The following is a 22,363-nucleotide window of genomic DNA, read 5'->3' on the forward strand; positions in this document are numbered from 1 at the left end:
TTTATATAAAGGTTATCAAAACTAAAAGTGGGGAATGCACCAAAGAGGTTTTCTAAAAATATTGAAAGGAAACAGCCATGAAAAAAAGTCACCCACAAAACCAAGAGCCTGTCTATGCACAAGTTAATAAACAAAATAGAGGAAACCAGCGCAGACCAAACCAAGAAGAAGAGCTGGTATACGCAACCGTTAGCAGCGTTGACTCTCCTTCAAGAGGGAGACACCATAATCAAAGGCTGCAAGAAACTGAAACCGATTACACGGAGGTTGCTCCCTCAAAACGTCAAGAGGAAGTTCTATACGCATCAGTGAACAGCGTTTCTCCTTCAAGAGGGAGACACCATGGTCAAAGGAGTGAGGGTCCTGAAACCGATTACGCAGAGCTTGCTCCACAACAAAGAGGAAGCTCCTCCCTCACAGCTGAGCAAATAAGTGTCATGCTTTTAAAAAATCCACAGGTCCAAGCACGCGCAGAAGAAGTGATCCATTGGAGTACAACTGTTTATGGGAAAGACAATATTTTCCAAAAACATTTGCAAGACATACTTACAAATCCCGGTAAAGGAAAAGAGCTTTCAGATAAACTTGCTGAAGATCCTGAATCTATGCACAAGCTCGCTGGTCGCACCACACTTGGCATAAAAAATCAAACACGCAGAGAAGCTGAAAACGGTTTTGGACCACTTATTAACGCCATTGATGATTATACAAAAGCTGTACAAGACGCAACAACAAGACTATCACAAACTCCTATAGCGGAGCAACGACGCCATCAAGAAAATTCTCGGGAAGCTGAAAGGGGCCATCACCACCATCATGATCATCATCATCGCCATCATCGTCACGAAAGAGGACAAGAACAAAATAGTCCGGAGCAAAGCCAGCACCAACGCAGACATGAGCAAGGCAAAGGTATGGCTTATGCCATGTAAGGGGGCATAAATATAAAAACAGATAATTTTTGTTTTTATATAATCTTTTTTTATAGAGTTTTTTGGCGCAAATCGTTTTATCGCGATTGCGCCAAAAATTGTTTTAGAATGTTACAAAAAATAGTCCTAAAAATGGACTTTGTGATTGACCATAACTTATTGATAAAATTTCATAAAAAAACTGTATAAAAGACACAAAGGTCCTTTAGGTCGGTTGCAAATAGCGCAGATCTTTGGAGCTTATTCAGTTCGATATCTTCCTTTATCTCAAAGCTATCCAAGCATAAAGGGCGAGAATGCACCAAAGAGGTTTTCTAAAACAATTTTTGAAAGGAAACATGCATGAAAAAAGATCACCCTCACCCTTTTCCATCCTCTTCAATACAGGAACTTATAAAACTCTATGAAAGAGCAGCGGCAGAAGTCTCAGGAGAAGGTCCGCGCTCTAAAGAAGCGCCTTTAACAAGCAAAAAGCTGTCAACAATACCGGAAGAAGACGAAGGAAGACAGTCTCTTTTAGAAAAAGAAACTGTTACGGAAGAAAACGCACAAACATCCGTTAGGATGACGCATTCAACAACGCCTCTCCCAAGAGGCAGCGAGACCGAAAGGTCGCAAGACCCCGAAACAACACGTACAACAGTTGCCTCACAAGCTTCTTCACAAAGGACAGTAAAAAGCCTCTCAGAGGAAGAAATCACTCTATTGCTTCCACACCATTCATTGGTTCAAACATATCAAGAAGAAATCCGACGTTTATCCCAAAATGCCTATGGTAACTCCAATATTTTGCAAGAAAAAATGCGAGAAATTCAAAGAAATCCCGCTGCAGGAGAAGAACTCTCATGGCGCATGGCAGCTTATCCTGAAAGTCTTGCTAAACTTTCCGGCACCAGCGTGTTTGGCTTAAAAAATCAAGCGCGCAGACAAGCAGAAGAGAGTTTTTCCGCTCTATGTGTCACCCTTGATGGTTATACAGAGGCTGTAAAATATGCAAGAGAGAGCCTCTTACAATCTCCAGAGCAAGAACTCAAAAACTATGAACACTTCATGGGGAAGGAAGCTGTCGCTGAGCTCCTAAAAAAACCGGATCATCGTGAAAAAGAAAGCCTTTCGGAGACAGAAATTTCTACAAAAATTCACCAACATTCAAAAGTCAAAAGACACCATGCCCAAATCAAATATTGGTGCACTGTTGTTTTTGGCAACGAAAACATTTTACAATCACAAGTAGAGGCGATTTTCAAAAATCCTGAATCAATAGAACAACTCGCACAGCAACTTGCTGGAAATCCTCAATCTTTTAACAAATATGCTGGGCGCGACTTTTGTGGATTTAAAAATCAAGTACGCAGACATGCTGAAGCAGGTCTTTCTCACCTCATTGACGCTGCTGACAATTATGCAATGGCTGTAACACAAGTAAGAGAGAGCATTTTAAAAACCGAGCAAGCAAAACGAGAACGCCATGAAACATCTGAGAGAGCACAAAACTTGCCTCAACAACAAGGCGTCGCACAAACTACTCAACGCCTTAAACCTTCAACGGTAAAACATGAAGGAGAAACGCTCTCTCCGCAAAAAAGAGAAACAGATTTTCATTCTCGCAAAACTGCTGCCCCCAAAGTGATGGCTTTTGCTAGCTAAACAAAAGTAATTTTTTTCCTTTGAACCCAACATCTTGGCGCAATCATGACAAAAGTGCATTGCGCCAAGAAGAAAAAGAGGGCATTGAAACAAAATTCATTCTCACACCACTTAAATCTAAACACTTGATAAAACAGTATTGAGAGAGTGATCATGATTTGCACAAGCACTAAGAAAGTCAAATTTTGCGAAATCATTCAGTTTCATATCCTCTCTCATAAGAGCAAATGAAAAAGCATAAAACAGGATAAAAACCAACCTATATTCTCAAATAGTATTTTAAAACAATATGAGAAGAGCTTGAAAGGAAATATGCATGAAAAAAAGAAATCCCTCCCCTTTGATAGCCGAAATGATGGCAAAATTTCAACAACAGGATGAACAATCCCCCACCAGCCCCTCTCATTCCCAAGCTTCTCAGAGTGTGCCCAAACCACCTGTACAAAAACGCTCAGAGAATTTGTCATATCCTCCAAAAGTTGCGCCACCGCCCCCCTCACGCGTGAGAGCCCCGGTGCAAACCAGCGCAATCTCTCCCAATGCCAAAATCCCCAGCACAAAAATCCAAGAGACTCCTCCTCTACAGACAAAAATGGCTCCGCCCCCTCCCCCACGCATAAGAGGCAAAACACCAACGGGTGGCGAAATCAAAAAACCTGAAACCCAAGAAAGCCTCTCCACGCGCATAAAAACAGCGCCACAAAGACCACCGCGTGCAAAAGATAGAGAAAAAAACAAACACGAAGCTCAAGAAGGCGAACACCTCTATGCAATACCTATTTCACAAACGTTCCCACGCCTGAGAGAAAAAGCACAAACCAACACAAAAAAACAAAATCCAGGACCCCAAGAAAGCCCCTCAACGCACACAAAATCAGCACCACCACAAAGACCACCGCGTGCAAAAGATAGAGAAAAAAACAGACAAGTAGCTCAAGAATCCCCCTCTCTACAGACAAAAGCGGCGCCGCCCAAACCCCCACGCATGAGAGATAAAGTGCAAACCAGCACAAAAATGCAAAATGCAGAAACTCTCGCCCAAAGTGTTAAACCCAAAACACCACAACATAAAAGACTCAGGCAGCAAAGCAGTTCATCATCACAAGACAGTGAAACCTATGCAATACCTCGTTCACAAAAATCGCACCGTATGAGAAACAGAAAAGAAAGCGATACTATCGTCCAAAAACCGGACTCCCCACAAGCAGCAAGTGAACAACCAAAACCGTCTCACAGACAAAAAACATCTATAAATAAAATGGAAAGAGAGCTATTGCTCGTAGCATATCAAGAAGAAATACGATTTTTGTGCGGAAAGGTTTATGGCGACCGACTTATTTTAAACGAAAAAATAGAAGCAATAAAAGAAGATCCCGATATGGGAGAACAGCTCTTATGGGATGTTACAGAACACCCTCAATCTATTTCTAAGTTTGCTGGTAGAAAAGTTCTTGGCATAAAAAACGGAGCACGCAAACAAGCTGAAGAAACTCTTCCTAGCCTACGTGCTGCCATTAACGGTTATGTGTATACTTCAAAATATACGAAAATTGAGGATATTTCACAGGAACGTCATACGGAACAACGACAACACCAACAAGCACAACAGAAAGAAACAATCAGTCAACACATACACAATCCGCTCAAGTCAGAAAAGAAAATCAAGCCTCTTTCAAATCAGGAAATTACCCGCAGAGTTCAACAAGATCCATCGGTTCAATATAGTCAAAGAGAGGTTCAATATTGGTGCCAAATTGTTTATGGCAACCCATTTATTTTACAATATAGAATGGAAGAAATGCAAAAAATTCCAGAGATGGGAGAAGAGCTTGTATTCCAAATTGAAAGGGATTCTACATCTTTTGCTCCACTTGCTGGTAAAAAAAACCTTGGCATAAAAAATGGAGCACGCAAAGCTGCTGAAGAAAATCTTTCCACCCTGTGTACCGCCATTAAGGATTATGCTGAAACGATAAAACAATTGAGAGAAGCTATTGTGCAAAACCATCAGACAGAACAACCACAACGCCATCACCAACCGCTTACGGATCTGGATAAAAAATTGCAAAAGCAGCAAAGCCTATCGCAATCTCCAAAGGTCCCTGAACGCTCAAAAACAAATCGCCCTCAAGAGCTTGCAGAAGCGTCTAAACAAGAAGAGCAACCGCCTATTCGACCGCGCAGAGCCGCAGCATCAAAAGCAATGGCTTTGTCGTGATGGTCTCATCACCTTTAACTTTTCATACACAACTTTGATGCAATTATCTTGCCAAGATTGCATCAAGGTTGGCGTATAACATACAGAAAAATTTGGATAAACTGTCATATGACAAAATGCATTGATAAAATTTCACGATAACATTTCATAAAAATCACGACCATTAACGTTGTTCCATTATCAACTTGGTTCCACGCAAATAAGGTTAATTTTTTTCAATCATTCAAATAGACATTCTTCTTCGAAGAAGAACAAAACGCTACGAATATAATATAAGGCAAAAAATGTAAAAAAGAAGCTTTTTTAAAAAACAAATTTTGAAAATTCGAAAGGAAATATGCATGAAAGAAAATACAGAATATAATACCTCCTCCACACAGACAGAATTACAAGACTCCCCTGCAATGAATGCAAATACTTCTGAACAAATCAACGAAGCATCGCAAAATTTTTTCTACTCCAATAGCAAAGTGCTTAAAAATAAATACCACATCAAAGATAAAGGAATATTAAAGGAACGGTGTTCTGATGATGTAAAAAAAGAAATGATCAAATTGCGCCAAGAGCCTCTACCAGAACAGTTTAATTCCTCCTATCTAAAATATCTTCATCAACGCCTCTTTTCCCGCGCATTTGAATGGGCAGGACAAACCCGCGAAGAGCCTTTTACCTTTGCAGATGGTAGCATTGCCTTTATGCCAATTTTGAAAAGAAAAAAAACATTTTGCACCATGGGCTGCCTCTCATACTTCCTATAACAACGTTGAAGTTATGTCCCAAAATCTACAAGAAAAAAAACAAATGGCACGATCAATGGCTCAATCTGCTTCCTCTATGAGGCAAACGCAAAAAGACTTGCAAGAAACCATTTTACAGACCAGCCATACAGCGACAAATGATCAAATATCTGTCCAAATGACAAAGGAAACACACTCTGATCATCAAGAAAGAGCAAAATATCGCCCCCAAAAAGCAATGGCATACTGGGGCATTGGTACAAAAACAACGCACACCGCCCCTCTTCCTTCATCGGAGAAAGTATCCTCATCGCCTGAAACTAAAGAAGAGCGCAAACCAAAGCAAAGACAAACATTTAAAATGAGTGAGTCCCCCTCCTTTACAGCACAAAACGCTCAACATCAGCAAAAAGTACTGATCCCCGCAGAAAAAATAGCCCCCCTTACAAGCAACGAAATTACCACAAGGATAAAAAACAACGCATCACTTCAAGCAAGAAGAACAGAAATCGAAACTTTGTGCCAAATCATTTATGGCAATCGGCATATTTTGCAGGAAAAAATTGAGAGGATCCACGAAAATCACACAGAGAGAGAACGGCTCACCTATCAAATTGCCACATCTCCTCAATCAATTGCTAAGTTTGCTGGAAACAATATATTTGGCATAAAAAATAATGCACGCACTAATGCTGAAGCAAATATCATACCCCTCTGTAGAGCCATTGAGTGTTATATCAATATTTTTACACAAACAGAAAGAGACATGCTCCGTGAACATCAAGCAAAACAAAGCCGCTGTGAACAGGCGGTAGAAATGCCTGAAACGTGGATGCAAAATCTCCTGTCATTACCAAAAGAACAACAGCAAGAAACCTTATCAAACTCTCCTGAATTAAGAGAAGAAATAAAGACTTATATCAAAAAAATAAATGAACGCTTATCCTCAAGCGAGCATGAAGCGATAAAGGAAAATAATCCCGAAAAGCTTGCTAAGAGTCTTGGGATATCAGCCGTCAAAGCAAAAGAGATTTTGGAAATCGTCAAGCAGACAAAAGAGATAGAACAAAACATAAACTCCATGCATTTTTATGACCGCAAATTTAATGAGCACGCAGCTCCAAACCAGCGTCAATCTATCCAGCATCAATTGCTTAAAAACAACACTGAAAAAACATGTTCGAATAGGCTTGATAAAGAAGCAAGTAAAACACAGGAAATGATAAAAAATATTCAACCACACAAAGCGCAGCACACAAAGGCTATGACTCTGTAAAAATTCAGATAAGCTTTAATTTTTTTTGCTCTCTCTGGTAAAAAGATTGCCTTCCCCCTACCTTCATTGGCACACCAATCGTGCATCAACGAAACGCGAAAACCATAAGGGTGCAACTTTATTTTCTCAGATTTTGTCTTCATCAACTATGAAAAGAAGCCTTGAATGAAGCAGTAAAAGGATTAATCACTCTCATTGCCTATGGCGCTCTTGCCTGTAGTCGCTGAAAACAGGCAAAACACTGTTGAAAGATCACGTCTTTCTATCCTCTTTGTTTATGGAAACTTTGAAACAGGAAAGTCGCCTCATTTTGGAAGAACATAAAGCCTTAAAGATGGAAACCAAACACGAACTTCGCCATTACCTTTTAGCTCAGGCTTACAACTTTTATAAGCATCTAAAGCACTGTTTTTTAAATCATGAAAATTGCGCATTGCTTCACGCTTTTATTTTATTTGCGTTATTTGAATAATAATCTACGCCTCTCACGTAAAATAAAACACTATTGGGTTGCACTCTTCATGAACATCACATCTTAAAGAGAAATGATCATTATATATCCCCAAACTGTTATGACACCACTCCCATATTGGAGTTTGAAAAAGAAATTTTAATTATTTTATGGCAACAATAAAAATTGTAATGCAACAATAAAACAAGGAGCATTTTATAAAGTCTTCACGCACAATTGTTGACAGAAAGGCAAACACCGTCGTAAAACGCTTTCAAAAATGTATTCTTGTATGGGTATACAGATCAGATTTTTACGATTTAAAGCGGCCTATTTTCCTGTCACCTTCTCTTTACCACAAACCTGATATATCTTTATGACATTGATTAAAAAAATTGCAACAGTTGCTTCCGGAACGCTCATGAGTCGTATTTTTGGCTTTGTCCGTGAAATGCTTATGGCAGCAGCGCTAGGAACTGGTCCTGTTTCTGATGCCTTTAATGCTGCTTTTCGTTTTCCCAACACATTCCGCCGTTTTTTTGCTGAAGGCGCCTTTAATGCTGCTTTCATTCCTCTTTTTGCAAAAAAAATTACTGAAGATGGTCAAGAATCTGCCTGCAAATTTGCAGAAGAGGTCTTTGGTGTTCTCTTTTCGCTGCTTTTACTGCTAACCATTGCTATGGAACTCAGTATGCCTTTTTTGGTACGAACCATTATTGCTCCAGGTTTTACAGAAGATATAACAAAATTCAATGCTACAATTCACTTTACTGCGATCATGTTTCCCTATTTAACCTGCATGTCACTCGCCGCTATGATGGGGGGTATGCTTAATGCTCTGCGACGCTATTTTATTGCCGCCGTTGCCCCGCTCTTTTTAAACATTATCCTGATTGGTGTGCTGGCCTATGCTTGGATCTATCAACTTGATGCTTGGCATATCGGTTTAAATCTCTCTTGGGGTGTGTTGGCCGCAGGGCTTCTTCAACTCACCTTAATTGCCGTTGCATTGCGTCAAAGTGGCATGAAAATTTTCTTCCGCCGTCCCCATTTAACCCCTAATGTTCGCAAACTATTAACTTTAGCATTTCCAGCAGCCATCACGGGCGGCATCACACAAATTAATTTGCTCATCAATACCAATATTGCTTCTAGCCAATCGGGAGCTGTCTCTTCTTTGATGTATGCTGATCGCCTTTATCAATTGCCTCTAGGCGTAATTGCTATTGCCGTTGCAACTGTTCTTTTGCCAGAATTAACCCGCGCTCTGCGGAGCAAAAAGCACGAAGAAACCCACCATTTGCAAAATCGCTCTATTGAATTAACACTACTGTTAACACTCCCAGCATCCATCGCTTTTTTGCTGCTCTCCACCCCCATTGTTAGTTTACTCTTTGAGCGTGGACAGTTTACCAGCCAATCAACACAGCATGTTGCACAATTATTGGAACTTTATGGATTAGGACTTCCTGCTTTTGTTCTCATTAAGGTCTTTATTCCTAATTTTTTTGCCCATGAAGATACCAAAACACCGATGATTTTTACAGGCATTTGTGTTTTCATCAATATCAGCCTCGCCTTAACATTATTTCCTCTTCTATCCGCACGAGGCATTGTTATTGCTGAAATTACTTCTGGATGGGTCAATACACTCTTGCTTTGGGGGGTCCTTATCAAACGGGGTTATTGGAAATACGATATCCAACTAATCAAGCGAATATTATGCCTCATGATTGCTTCCCTTTTGAGTGCACTAGCCCTCTGTTACGGATTAAATGTGCTTGGATTTTTGTCTTTTTCTTTATCCACACAAGCCTCATTTTTCTTACGTATCAGCACCTTAGCCGGAATTATCCTCGGCATATTCTTAATCTATTTTAGTGCCTATTTTTTATTCAACACCCGTTCCTTTTTTCACACGCTTAAAAATTTGAAAAAACGTCCATAATATTATACTTCGTCAATAACAATAAAACGAATAACTTTGAATTAAAGAAAGAGCGCTCCTATGGATACCTTTACACCCCTTGTCTTTTCTGGCGTACAACCGAGTGGTCATTTACATCTTGGCAATTATCTTGGAGCTCTTCAGCATTGGGTCGAACTACAAAATTCTCATCACTGCCTCTATTGTGTTGTGGATATGCATGCGCTCACAGTCAACCCAGATCCCCTGATTTTACGCGAATCCACCAGAACAGTAACAGCAGCCTTTCTCGCCGCTGGTATTGATCCCCAAAAGCACATTATTTTCAACCAATCACGTGTTTTTCAACATGCTGAACTTGCCTGGATTTTTAATTGTGTTGCCCGTATCGGCTGGCTACAACGTATGACACAATTTAAAGATAAAGCAGGAAAAGATCGCGAAAAAGCATCCCTTGGACTTTTTGCCTACCCCACATTGATGGCTGCCGATATTTTAGTCTATCGTGCAACGCATGTTCCGGTAGGCGAAGATCAAAAGCAGCATGTTGAACTCACACGTGATATTGCACAAAAATTTAACAATGACTATGCACAGCGTATTGCCGAACTCAATTTTGGCATCTCTATGCAAACGGATGAAGAAAAAAGACAAGGTTTTTTCCCCCTTCCAGAAGCCCTGATTGGAACAACAGCCACACGCGTTATGTCCTTGCGTGATGGAACAAAAAAAATGTCAAAATCAGATCCTTCAGATTTCTCACGCATTAATTTGACCGATGATGCTGGCCTTATCGCAAAAAAAATACGCAAAGCCAAAACGGATTCCGCGCCTTTTCCTGATAACCTTACCGCTTTAAAAGAACGACCAGAAGTGGATAACCTGCTTGGTATTTATGCCGCCTTTGCCAAAATCAACAAAGAAAAGGTTCTTTTAGAGTTTTCTGGTCATCAATTTTCGCATTTTAAAACGGCTCTAGCCGACCTTGCCGTCCATAAGCTTGCTCCTATAACAGAAGAATTACGTCGACTTCACAAAGAAAGCAGTTATATCGACTCTGTTTTGCATGATGGCGCTAAACGTGCTAGTATGCTCGCAGAAGAAAATATGAAAAAAATTCGTGAAATTGTTGGATTTTTGCACAATACATAAAAACAATAAACCTAAAAACTGTAGAGAGCAAAAAAAATCGTTTGTACAAAATAGAGAAAGTGCATGATTTCTAAACCCAAAAATCCGAAAAAAGAGCCCAAGAAAAAAAACTTAGTCATTATCGATGAAACACCAGAATGTCGGCGCGCTGTCGCGTTTGCTGCACAGCATGCCCAAAACACCAATAGAACTTTGGTCTTGCTTTGTGTCGTTGATAGTGCAGAATTTCAACATTTTTTAGGTGTAAACAATGTTATGCGCACGGAATCAACGCAAAGTGCTCATAAAATATTAGGAGACATTGCCAGTGATGTCCGCACCTCCCATGCGCTTGAAACAGAAATAGTGGTGCGTGAAGGAAAAAAGATTGATGAAATTTCTAAACTAATCGACGAAGATAAAAGAATTGCACTGATTGTTTTAGCAGCCAGTGGACATACAGAAGGACCAGGCCCCCTTATCCAATTAATCGGAAATAAAGGGACGGCTTTTTCAATCCCTGTCATTGTCATTCCAAGCAATCTTGCCGATGAAGATATTCGGTCTATTGCCTAAAAAATATAATATTCTAAAATGTAATGATCTTCTTAATCCTTCATTATAAAAGGAAAGACTATGTTTATTCAAACTGAAACCACCCCAAATCCTGCAACACTTAAATTTTTACCAGGGCGGGTGGTACTTTCTGAGGGCGTCTTAGAATTTCGTGACCGTGAAGAAGCGGCTAAAAACTCACCTTTGGCAGCTAAATTGTTTAATATTCCCAATGTCAATGGGGTCTTTTTAGGTTATGACTTCATCACCGTAAGCAAAAAAGAGGGGGAATGGCAACATCTCAAACCGGTCATTTTAGGCACAATTATGGAACATTTTCTCTCCAACGAGCCTGTCATCACCACCAGTGCGACAACACAAGCAAAAGCCCATGCCCTTAACGAAGAATTTTATGACGAAAAAGACGCTGATATTGTCTTAACCATTAAAGAATTGCTTGAAACACGTATTCGCCCAGCCGTTGCCAATGATGGTGGCGATATTACTTTTCGTGGATTTGAAAATGGTATTGTTTATCTCAATATGCGAGGCGCCTGCGCTGGATGTCCCTCTTCAACAGCAACGCTCAAACATGGTATTGAAAATCTTTTACGCCATTTTATCCCTGAAGTTTTAGGGGTTGAAGCCATGCCACAATAAATATTGACCTCAATAGGCGAAACAACAACGCATTGATTTAAAGAATAATTTACCTCCATATCGAGCCATGAGCCCGAGGATCGTAAGATAGTCTTATTTCAATTCTATTTTACATTGAATCACACAAAACTATTCTCTTGTACGCCACACCCTAAATAATAAAAAAACTATTTTTAAAATGGCTCTTATGCATCCTTTTATAAGGACTGTTTGCAACATTGAGGACTAAATATGCGACAGTGCTAACTTATCAGTATCACACCGACCTTTTTCTATTTTTGCGTTAAGAACTCCCCCTCTCGCACCTTTGATCTGATTTCCATAAATATGGCGCAAAAGGTGCGTACAATTATCTATAAGAATAAATACATGTAAAGCTAAATCTATTGTCGTTGTTTTGCAAATGATCTGATAAAAAGAAGGAATGCGTTTGCAATTTAGGGGAAGGTGGTTTGTCACTTTACGACATTATCCCCTTATAAAGCGTATGCTTTTATTATTGCCTACAAAGCAATAGCCAATTTCCCAATAAACGCCTATTTAAAAGGAAAGATATCAGTATTTCTCTGCTATACATAACTTTTATATCCCAATAAGAGCAAATATATCGCATCTATCTGATTGGCATAATCTGTAAAATAAAAAAGAATTCATTTAGAAAAAAATATGAAAATAGCAAACCAACGAAAAGCAAAAACAATTGCGAAAGGATAAATGCCTAAACTTTTTTAACAAATTCCGACTTTAAACTCATTTGGCCAATTCCAGGAATTTTGCAATCAATATTATGATCCCCATCCACTAAGCGAATATTCTTGACCTTCGTCCCACCTTTTAAAACAGAGGAAGCACCTTTTACTTTCAGATCTTTTATCACCATAACAGTATCGCCGTTTGTCAAAATCTGACCATTGGCATCATAAACAATATCGGAAAGAACAGTATCGTCGTTCTTTTGGGACCATTCATGCGCACATTCAGGACACACAAAATTTTCACCCTCTTCATAAGTATAAAGACAATCACAACGAGGACATGGGGGATATTGGGTCATAAATTTCCCTTTTTTAAGAAAAACCATTCATGATGACTGGTCATAAAGCAAGAAATGCTTATTGTCCATTATTTTAGAAAAACATTTTTTTGATGTTTCTCCTCGATCTACCCTTCTATGTTTGTCCACGTGGTCAGTCCATACAATAGATGCATTTATCAGGATGATTGAGCATTGTACAACGAGCCCCTGCATATCATAAGATCCCCTTATATTGCATCAACCAAATCCTTTCGCTTACAAGTTACAGAGAGGAAGAACCATATAAAACGATTAAGAAAAAGCGCAAAAGGCTAAACGCTCTCAAATACAAGAGCCAACATTGAGAGCAGACCTTAAGTGCATGATGATATCACTTTATTCCTTCATAAAGCTAAAAATGATGGTGCTCAATGAATGACCTCTTATCCCCTTTATCAACGGCATACATAAGGTAGTTTCTCGTATCTTGAGAGAGGTTTCTTTAAGACAAGCATGTGAAAGGTGCAACAACGATACTATTCTGTGTGACTTAAAAGATATCTCTTGATGCCTCTCTTAAAAAAAACATTTCTATCAAACCATCAGACATCATGGGACATCGCTGCTCCGATGATGCCAGATTATGATGACCTACCGCATTTGGTTTTAAGAATGGAGCAGTTTTTAAGAAGCCCACCGATATCTAAACATAGAAAGAACGAAACGCACCTGAAAAGAGAGGATTTCCCTTATGGTCAATAAAACCACAGCCCTAAAACCATACCTTTCCTAAAATCATGCCCCATGGAATCAATCATGATATCTTTACCAGAAACATTCCAATGACCTCATGTGATAATATCAGGGTGGTCTCGTCCCAATTCTTGTTGTATGTTTAATAGTTTTAGAGCCACCTGTTGCAAAGGTTGAAGAACTTCTTGCGGATTTAAATTGTGTCTGCGCGGATCACCTTCATATTGTTCAAAATAAAGCCGTAAGGTCGCGCCTAGTGTTCCTGTTCCCGATAAACGAACAACCAACCGTGCGCCATTTTCGAAAGAAATGCGGATACCTTGCCGTGTGCTAATGCTTTGATCAACAGGATCATGATACATAAAATCATCTGCTTGTTTAACCAAAAATCCAGCAATTTCGGTCCCAGCTTGTGGTAAATGTTCCCGCAATTGCTCTAATAATGTTAAAGCTTTGTCTTCTTCAACTTCTTCATAATCATGACGGAGTGCATAAAAGCGGCCATAGCTCTGCCAATGCTGTTGAACGATTTGTGCAACTGTTTTCCCTGTTACCGCTAAGAGATTTAACCAAAATAAGACAGCCCATAAACCATCTTTTTCGCGGATATGATGAGAGCCAGTTCCAAAGCTTTCTTCACCACAAAAGGTTACTTTTCCCGCATCCAAAAGCGTTCCAAAAAATTTCCACCCCGTTGGCGTTTCAAAAAAGTTTAATCCGTATTTTTCAGCAACCAAATCCACAGCAGGCGTTGTTGGCATAGAGCGAGCAACCCCTACAATGCCTTGGCAATAACCTTTAATAAGATGGGCATGCTCCACCATAATCGCCAAAGAATCAGAAGGCGAGACAAATTGCCCACGTCCAATAATGAGATTACGATCGCCATCACCATCAGAAGCAGCTCCAAGATCTGGTCCTTGCTCTGACATCAATAAATCATAAAGAGCTTTGGCATAAACCAAATTGGGATCTGGATGACCACCTCCAAAATCTGGTAAAGGAAGACCATTAACCACCGTCCCTTGAGAAAATCCTAAACATTTTTCAAAAATTTCATGGGCATAAGGCCCTGTTACCGCATGCATGGCATCAAACCGCAAAGTAAGACCTCGAGAAACGGCCTTGGCAATACAGTCAAAATCAAAAATCTCCTGCATCAAAGCAACATAATCAGCGACAGGATCAATAACATCGATCTGCATATCTCCTATAAAGGTCATCCCTTGCCGATCTAAATCAACATCTTGAGTTTCAAAAATTTTATAAAAGGAAAGACGTTGCGACGTTGCAAAAATAGCATCACATAAAGAATTAGGTGCTGGTCCACCATTGGAAATATTGTATTTTATTCCACAATCTCCCTCTGGACCACCAGGGTTATGGCTTGCAGAAAGAATAAGGCCCCCATGTGCATGGTATTTACGAATAAGATGCGAAACAGCAGGTGTGGAAAGAATACCACCCTTGCCCATTTTAACACGAGAAACACCATGTGCTGCTGCCATCTTTAACACAATCTGAAGGAGAGTCCGATTAAAGGTGCGTCCATCTCCCCCAAGAATCAACATTTTTCCTTCAAGAGGTCCAATATTCTCAAAAAGAGACTGTATAAAATTTTCCACATAATGGGGTTGTTGAAAAACAGAAACCTTTTTGCGCAAACCAGATGTTCCCGGTTTTTGCCCCTCAAAAGCCGTGGTCAAAACTGTCTTTATGGTCATGATAATACCTTTATATTCTTTCCTTTAATTTTAAGATGAAGAGGATTCAAAGTCGACCGTTAATTCTACTTGACGCAAGGGTGAAATATTTGCACACTTATTAGAAGTTAAGAATTTTTTAAGAATCCCTTTTATTTAAAACGCTCTTTCCCATATGCTTTTAGATACGAAGGGCTATTTTAAAACACAATTTTCGTAAAAAAATACAGGAGCATCCTTATGATGAAAAAAACAGTTCCCAATGTCACATTTCATACACGTGTACACGATGAATCAATGGGGGGAGATAACCCTTATCGGTGGCAAGAAGTTAAAAGCGATGCTTACTTTAAAGGAAAACGTGTTATTCTTTTTTCTCTTCCTGGCGCTTTTACCCCCACCTGCTCAACCTTTCAGCTGCCTGATTTTGAAAAACTCTATGATGAATTTAAACAAGCTGGTATTGATGAAATTTATTGCCTTTCCGTCAATGATGCTTTTGTCATGAATGCTTGGGGAAAAGCACAAAATATCAAAAATGTAAAATTAATTCCTGATGGTTCTGGTGAATTTACGCGTAAAATGGGTATGCTGGTTGCAAAAGATAATATTGGTTTTGGTATGCGCTCATGGCGCTATGCTGCTGTTATTAATGATGGTGTGATTGAACAATGGTTCGAAGAACCAGGTTTTTCAGACAATTGTACAACCGATCCTTATGAAGTTTCCTCACCACAAAATATTTTAAAAGCCTTGAAAAGTTAATTTCAAGACTAATTATACATTTGTCAAATGTAAACTTTCTAGCATAAATTCCTTCTTGTGAAGGAATTTATGTTTTTTGCGTTTCTAGAACAGCCTATCAGAGCATCCCTCATCGATATCCGCCCCTCCCCATATGAACCAAAAAAAATCGCGTCCTCATTGAAAACACATAATCTCACAACAAAAAATATCGGGGTTCATGAAATAACACTCTTTTTTTTATCCCCTTGGCAATAATCCTATCCCTCTCTAATTTCTTGATACCTTCTTTAAAACTTTCAAAATTAAGATATTCTGGTTCTTCACTTGAAAGATCACAAATTAAAAAAATCCTTCAAAATATCATGATCCAACGTTATCTGATCAAACCATAAATCCACATCATCCCCCCTCATCGAACACTTTCCCTATCTGCCACAACATCACAAAAAAAGATTCAACCCACTAAATGACAACCAAAAAATCATACGCTAACACGACGAGGCGCCTGAAAATGTAATTTGCAGAAGGTTTTTAAATCCGAAGTTTGAAGGAGGAAGTTTAAATGATTTTCCAATATCTTTAGTTTTTTAATAAAGGAATTTCTTTCATAGAATACAAATGTAAAATTTTAGACTGTCGATAAGAAAACAGCAGACAATATGATACCCAGCGCATGAGAATTGAAGAATTAAATACATCTGAACGGTTCATATTTCTAAAAACTATTAGATTTTCTATGCTTCACCATCACTTTTTCTAAACAGAAAGTGAAGGTCACAAAAACTTCAGTCCCCAGTATTTTGCCTCACGAACATGTTCACACCACACCCTCACAAGAACTCTTTTTTCACCTTTAAAAGAGTTCATTTTATGCCGCACAAACTTAAAAAATAAGATTTTAAGCCCATTAAAACAGAAAAAAAAATACCTACTGAAAATTAAAGAGAAAATATTCAAGCTCTTCTTATTTTTTGCAGCAATTGCTTTCACAAAATCATTATCGTTTTTGGGTAGCTAAAATATCTTGTACTGTTTGCACCAATTGCTCTTCATCAACCATCACTTGAGCAGGACGACTTTCTCGCCATGTTTGATTATCCTTAATTTCATGAGACAAACGCGCCCCTTCAATTAAATCTTTAATCTGTATTTTTCCACTCTCACGTTCTTGTGTCCCTTGGATAACGACACATGGAGCTTGGCGTCGATCTGCATATTTCATCTGCGCTTTAATTCCTGATGCCCCCACATAAAGTTCCGCACAAATTCCCGCATTTCGCAATTGCATTACCATCTTTTGATAGCATGCAACAGCTTCTGGCTCTTTATCCATCATGAGCACCACAACGGGCCCAAGCCTCTTTTTCACTGGCAATTTTTCAAGGTTTTGCAAAGCAACAATCAAACGAGAAACCCCTATTGAAAAACCTGTTGCCGGAATATTTTCTCCCCGAAAACGTGCGACCAACCCATCATAACGCCCCCCCCCCCCAACAGAGCCAAAGACAACTTTTTGCCCATCATCATTGAGAACATCAAAAAGCAATGCCGCTTCAAAGACAGGTCCGGTATAATACTCCAATCCACGAACCACCGAAGGATCAATTTTAACGCGATTGTGATATCCATTGGCAGCAAAGATTGTTTGCATTTCTTCAAGCTCGCGAACCCCTTCAAGCCCTTGAGCACTTTGACCAACAATTTGTCTGAGGGCATCAAGCGTTTCTTCCGCTGTTTTCGCTTCTATGGTGAGTAAGGAAAGAATACATTCAATCTCTTTATCCTTCAGCTCAGCCCCCTTTGTAAAATCACCACTTTCATCCAAACGTCCCTTTCCTAAAAGCAAACGAACGCCTTCAGGACCAAACTTATCCAGTTTATCCATCGCTCGAAGAACCGTTAAGCGCTTTTCACTCCGCTCGCTTTCCCCTAAACCAATCAACTGCAAAACACTTTCCAGAATTTTTCGGTTATTCAAACGAATAGCATAATCATGCGGCTGAATGCCTAATTTTTCCAAACTATCTGCTGCCATCATGCAAATTTCAGCATCTGCTGCAACCGTTGGTGTTCCAACAATATCCGCATCAAATTGCATAAATTGCCGAAACCGCCCCGGTCCAGGTTTTTCATTGCGAAAAACAAACCCCAACCGATAACTACGATAGGGTTTGGGTAATGTTTCAAAATTTTCAGCGAAATACCGCGCAAGAGGAGCCGTCAAATCATAACGCAAAGACATCCATTGTTCATCATCATCTTGGAGCGAAAAAACCCCTGCATTGGGGCGATCTGAATCAGGTAAAAACTTCCCCAACACATCCGTATATTCAAAAATGGGTGTTTCAAGCGCTTCAAAACCATAAAGTTCATAAACTTCACGAATTTGCGCAATCATAGTTTCAGTGGCATACAATTGTACACTTGTACGATCCACAAAACCACGGGGTAAACGGGCTTTGGTTTTTTCTTGTTTCAATGACATGTTATTCTCTAGCAACAATATGTGTTTACGGATAACCATTATCCCATAGCAACAAACGCTGCAATGACTTTATCGCCCTCAAAGCTTTTAACAACATGTTAGAGGCTTTTATTTTATAAAAGCAATTCGCCTTCAAACAATCTTCTAAAAACTTTACTCTTCATAAGGTCATACCCCCACCCATAAAACACCTCCCGCAACAAAGAACACCGATCTATAACCAATTTACTGACCTGTTAAAAATCGCTCTATATCCTCGCATCCATTTCACAAACAATTTAGAGAAATGATCTTGATTGACCATCAAAAATTTTAAAATGAGAAAAATCTCATAGCATGAAGGGTTTTCACAAAACCAACAAAACAGAGTGAACTGAACAATGATACTGTTTACCGTAAAACATGATTATTTTAAATGCCATGATAGAAAGTTACATTGCACCCCATTTAAGGAAAACCGGACTGTTTACAATCCCAAACTATTTACAATCTACGGTCTACGGATCAGAGGAACTTTGAAATCTTTATCCTTTAAAGCCGTTAAAAAGTCAAAATGAAACAAAAGCGTTATCGCCATAATATATTTCTAAACACTTTCATGAATCCTTATGAAGAAATATCGCTCACATAGTCATATGAAGGCAGCCAAGTATAAGCAAGACAAGACAACGGAGTGTTTACAGACGATTTTTTAAAGTCCGTGTGGATTAAAAATCTTCATCTTTTAAAATAAAGAGAAAGAAGAGAGAACGGTGCGCCATACATCATTACAACGTTCTAATTCTGATCAGAAATCAGCTTTAAAATAGCTTTCTGTTTGACAGATGTCAAAACTCTAAAGCTTTTTAAAAGTAAATACTCCTCTTTGCTCGCTGCAATTTCATCATAATGGTACGGAGTGTTTTCTTTTTTGATGATATCAGTATAAAAAAAGGAAACTGGAACCTTCAAAATATCGGAAATTTCCTTTAAACGTCCTGCACTCACACGGTTTAAGCCTTTTTCATATTTCTGGATTTGTTGAAAGGTGATACCTAAATGTTGACCCAATGTTTTTTGAGACATTCCCAACATTTTTCTTTTAAAGCGAATCTTTTTGCCAACAAAAAGATCAATATTAAGATTTTGATTTTGCATTTTCCTCCCCCACCGGTTGCGAGCGCCCTCGCAATGAGTATTCCGGGAGTCTGAAAACACTGAATCCGAGTCAGCATTTTGCTTTTAGTGCAGAAACGCACCTGGACATAGCAAAATCTCCCGGAATTCCGGGACACCCACAAAGTGGTTCATTTTCACGCTCGGATTTAGGGTTTTCAGTTCCCTATTGGTCGTTGCGTATGCGACCAAAAACATCTTTTAAGATGTACAGTAGTTTCAGGATCTTTGCAAGAAAAATAGCTTTTCTTAAATTGGCAGAATTTATTTTTAATAAGAAGTTATCTGCTTCTCACATTCTTTAACACACGCATCACAATCATCCTATCAAGCCCCCCCTTCAGCAAAAGATCTCACTCTTTGTTTTCTCCCTCCCCAGCTTGATAGCATCCTTAACCAATACAAAGCATTTTTCTTGAAACTGAATAAGAACTATCCTTTTTATAAGGAAGAGCCTCCCCTCTTATAGCACGAGCCCAAAACTTAAGATAAAAGCGTGCTTTTAGATTGCTCGACAAAATTATGAATGACATTTTTTAAATCAACACTCTTTCGACCAGCCTCTGTAATCGACCTTGAAATTGAAGGAATAATATTTTGCCATAACCTTTGAGGAAATTGCTGAGTTAATCGTGTTATGGTTCCCCCTTGCGCCCCAATGCCAGGAACGAGAAACAAGCTATTTTCTAAGTGTTCAATTGTTTCTTTTGCTTCATTGCCTAAGGTTGCACCAATCACTGCCCCAATAGGCCCCATATGACGATATTGACTTGAAGATTGGCTATTATATGCAAAAATACGCTGCGCTAAATGAACAGAAACCGTTTGATCCCCAATGCGTGCATTGCGAATATCTTTACCCTCTGGATTAGACGATTGAACAACCATAAAAACCGCTGTTCTTGTTTCTTCTGCAATCTTTATCAACGGAATGAGCGCATCAAACCCCAAAAAAGGATTAACTGTTATAGCATCCGCTTTGAACGGACTATTGGCACCAAGCCAAGCTTTACCATAAGCTTCAGCGGTAGAGCCAATATCCCCTCTTTTTGTATCAACCAGAACCAACAAGCCTTGTTCCTGAGCATTTTCAATGAGTTCTTTCAAAACTTGAAGCCCTTCCACCCCATATAACTCAAAAAATGCGGCTTGCGGCTTTATGATCCCCACCTTCCCCACAACCGCTGTTAAGAGGATATCGCAAAAATCTTTTAGACCTTTATAATCGCAGCTCAAATTCCATGATTGCAAAACTTTATGACTCGGATCAAAACCAACACAAAGGGGGCCATATTTTTCACTATTTTTAAAAAAAGCTGAACAAAACATTTTATATCCTAATCATATCCTAACACCGTCTCTCTTTAAACTTTTTGATACAAACAAAAAGAAAAACATTTGTCAAAAGAATACAATCCTAAAAACACAAAGAAAGAGCTCTTATAAACAAAGTCTGCTCTTGCTGATGCAAGTTATTCCCATTCACGATGCTTATCGCGTGGTTATCAACCAAGACGTTGTCATGAAACAAAAATTTAAACTTTCTGATAGAATACAAACAAAAAAGCATTTCATATCATTTCTTATTTCGTTCAATGACCTCGTGAAGCGGCACCCTTATCTCTTTCACGCCCCTTTTCTACGATCAAGCAAAACTCTCGATAAAGGCGCTTTAAACGAAAGCTTTAAAAGAAAATACGCCCCCATGATGATCTCAATCTTTGGATCTTTCCTATTCATTTTTAGTGCCTAAATTATCCATTATGGACCATAAACTTTGGAACATAATGGGCAAAAAGGCATTGTATCTCCAGCATATTCAAGGAGATAAAATATGGAAACCCGCATTCCTGAAGATACATCTTTCGATACGAATTTTCTAGAAGAAGAATCTCTAGAAACAAAATATTCATTCTTTCATACACCTATTTCATGGTCTGCAATCTTTGCTGGAGTGGTTACAGCTCTTGCCATCTCAATCTGCCTCTCTTTCCTCATTGCAGCTTTAGGCTTAAGCCAAATGGACTTTACCTCATCCTCTCCTTTCAGAGGTTCCTTTCTCTCTATGGGCATTGGCTCCCTCATCGTTATGCTGATAAGCCTTGCTTCGGGAGGCTTTGTGGCCGGACGTTTTGCTGAAATCTCTGGCGCTCTTCATGGTTTCTTAACTTGGGCGCTCATAACACTGCTGATGTCACTCCAAGCCATCCACGTGGTTTCTCATACAGCAAACTTAAGCGCTAAAGCAGTTGGAAAAAGCACTTCTATGATCCAACAAACCATCGATAACTTCCCCTCCCTAGTTTCAAAAATTAATAGCGAAAGCTTTGAAAAGTTTTTTGCAGAAAAACGCAACAATGGGATTAATTTTGACCAACTTGGCAATGAGTTGCGCACCCTTCTCAACAAAAGTGATATTCCGGCTCTCAACCCTGAACGCTTGAAACAAACCTATCAAGCAGCACTCAACGATATTGGTTCTGCAATAACGGCTTTCAAAAATGACCCTTCACACTATCGCAGCACTCTAAAAAATCTTGGTGAGCGCCTTTCTCATCGCATAGAAGCTCTGACAGTAAAATTTGATCAAAGCGATATCATCAATGCTCTCATAAAAGATGGCATGAGCCGTTCGGAGGCACAAACAGCAGCCAACCATGCTGTTCAACTCTATCAAAGGGCAGAGGAAAAAACGCAAAAAGCGATAAAAGCGCTTGAAGAACAAGCCAAAATCTTTTCTCAAAATCTTGAAGAACGAGCTGAAACCCTCTCTGACAATCTTGAAGATACGATCAAAGGTGCAAAAAACGCAGCCACGACAATCACAAACACAGCCTCAAAGATGGGTTGGTGGTTTTTTTTGGGTAGTTTGATTGGTTCTATAATTTCCAGTATTTTTGGTTATTATGGTTACAGAAGCCGTAAGGACATTTTCAAGTTTTAAAATTTTAGCTTTCAAGCAAGCTTAAAA

The 22,363-nt window shown here is 39.2% G+C and carries 15 protein-coding genes and 1 pseudogene; 10 read left to right on the plus strand and 6 right to left on the minus strand.

Features of this window, described 5'->3' with window-relative positions; translation table 11 throughout:
* Positions 1-77 precede the first annotated feature (77 nt).
* From CER18_RS04965 to CER18_RS04985, 4 genes and pseudogenes are all read left to right on the plus strand, one after another.
* Positions 78-932, plus strand: a complete 855-nt coding sequence (locus tag CER18_RS04965; protein WP_100128972.1) for a BID domain-containing T4SS effector — start codon at positions 78-80, stop codon at positions 930-932.
* Positions 933-1,274: 342 nt separating this feature from the next.
* Positions 1,275-2,579, plus strand: coding sequence for a BID domain-containing T4SS effector (locus CER18_RS04970; protein ID WP_100128973.1), 1,305 nt, complete (start codon positions 1,275-1,277; stop codon positions 2,577-2,579).
* A 316-nt stretch (positions 2,580-2,895) separates the two neighbouring features.
* Positions 2,896-4,797, plus strand: a complete 1,902-nt coding sequence (locus CER18_RS04980; protein WP_100128975.1) for a BID domain-containing T4SS effector — start codon at positions 2,896-2,898, stop codon at positions 4,795-4,797.
* 341 nt (positions 4,798-5,138) lie between these two features.
* Positions 5,139-6,810: pseudogene (locus tag CER18_RS04985) on the plus strand (BID domain-containing T4SS effector).
* 305 nt (positions 6,811-7,115) lie between these two features.
* Here the strand turns inward: CER18_RS04985 and CER18_RS10715 are convergent.
* On the minus strand, positions 7,116-7,244 hold the full coding sequence (locus CER18_RS10715; RefSeq protein ID WP_280951572.1) for a hypothetical protein: 129 nt from the start codon (positions 7,242-7,244) through the stop codon (positions 7,116-7,118).
* 393 nt (positions 7,245-7,637) lie between these two features.
* Between CER18_RS10715 and murJ the strand changes: the two genes are divergently transcribed.
* The 4 genes from murJ to CER18_RS05005 all read left to right on the plus strand — a co-directional run bounded on the left by murJ (position 7,638) and on the right by CER18_RS05005 (position 11,534).
* A complete protein-coding gene (gene murJ, locus CER18_RS04990; protein ID WP_100128976.1) occupies positions 7,638-9,209 on the plus strand; it encodes a murein biosynthesis integral membrane protein MurJ in 1,572 nt (523 codons plus the stop codon).
* Between the two features lie 60 nt (positions 9,210-9,269).
* Entirely contained in the window at positions 9,270-10,340 is a 1,071-nt protein-coding gene (trpS, locus tag CER18_RS04995) for a tryptophan--tRNA ligase (RefSeq protein ID WP_100128977.1), read from the plus strand.
* Between the two features lie 63 nt (positions 10,341-10,403).
* Positions 10,404-10,895, plus strand: a complete 492-nt coding sequence (locus CER18_RS05000) for a universal stress protein (protein WP_100128978.1) — start codon at positions 10,404-10,406, stop codon at positions 10,893-10,895.
* A 60-nt stretch (positions 10,896-10,955) separates the two neighbouring features.
* Positions 10,956-11,534 carry a NifU family protein gene (locus CER18_RS05005; RefSeq protein ID WP_100128979.1) on the plus strand — a complete coding sequence of 193 codons (579 nt, stop codon included), beginning with the start codon at positions 10,956-10,958 and terminating at the stop codon, positions 11,532-11,534.
* 718 nt (positions 11,535-12,252) lie between these two features.
* Here the strand turns inward: CER18_RS05005 and CER18_RS05015 are convergent.
* Together CER18_RS05015 and CER18_RS05025 are read right to left on the minus strand one after the other, a co-directional pair.
* The gene (locus tag CER18_RS05015; RefSeq protein ID WP_100128981.1) at positions 12,253-12,588 is read right to left on the minus strand and encodes a zinc ribbon domain-containing protein YjdM; all 336 of its coding nucleotides are present in this window, start codon (positions 12,586-12,588) and stop codon (positions 12,253-12,255) included.
* A gap of 809 nt (positions 12,589-13,397) precedes the next feature.
* Positions 13,398-15,026: an alpha-D-glucose phosphate-specific phosphoglucomutase gene (locus CER18_RS05025; RefSeq protein WP_100128983.1), complete on the minus strand. Its 1,629-nt coding sequence runs from the start codon at positions 15,024-15,026 to the stop codon at positions 13,398-13,400.
* 219 nt (positions 15,027-15,245) lie between these two features.
* On the opposite strand from CER18_RS05025, the gene CER18_RS05030 reads away from it, so the two are divergent.
* Positions 15,246-15,770: a peroxiredoxin gene (locus CER18_RS05030; protein WP_100128984.1), complete on the plus strand. Its 525-nt coding sequence runs from the start codon at positions 15,246-15,248 to the stop codon at positions 15,768-15,770.
* A gap of 979 nt (positions 15,771-16,749) precedes the next feature.
* Here CER18_RS05030 and hisS read toward each other — a convergent pair.
* The 3 genes from hisS to pyrF form a co-directional block, all read right to left on the minus strand.
* On the minus strand, positions 16,750-18,237 hold the full coding sequence (gene hisS, locus CER18_RS05040; protein ID WP_100128985.1) for a histidine--tRNA ligase: 1,488 nt from the start codon (positions 18,235-18,237) through the stop codon (positions 16,750-16,752).
* A gap of 777 nt (positions 18,238-19,014) precedes the next feature.
* Positions 19,015-19,374 carry a helix-turn-helix domain-containing protein gene (locus tag CER18_RS05045; protein ID WP_100128986.1) on the minus strand — a complete coding sequence of 120 codons (360 nt, stop codon included), beginning with the start codon at positions 19,372-19,374 and terminating at the stop codon, positions 19,015-19,017.
* 501 nt (positions 19,375-19,875) lie between these two features.
* Positions 19,876-20,721, minus strand: coding sequence for an orotidine-5'-phosphate decarboxylase (gene pyrF, locus CER18_RS05050; protein WP_100128987.1), 846 nt, complete (start codon positions 20,719-20,721; stop codon positions 19,876-19,878).
* A 505-nt stretch (positions 20,722-21,226) separates the two neighbouring features.
* Here pyrF and CER18_RS05060 point away from each other — a divergent pair.
* Complete coding sequence (locus tag CER18_RS05060; protein WP_100128989.1) at positions 21,227-22,336, plus strand: TIGR04086 family membrane protein; 1,110 nt, start codon at positions 21,227-21,229, stop codon at positions 22,334-22,336.
* The last annotated feature ends 27 nt before the right edge of the window (positions 22,337-22,363 follow it).

Origin of the sequence: Bartonella tribocorum (genome assembly GCF_002777915.1) — a bacterium.
Classification (GTDB): domain Bacteria; phylum Pseudomonadota; class Alphaproteobacteria; order Rhizobiales; family Rhizobiaceae; genus Bartonella; species Bartonella tribocorum_A.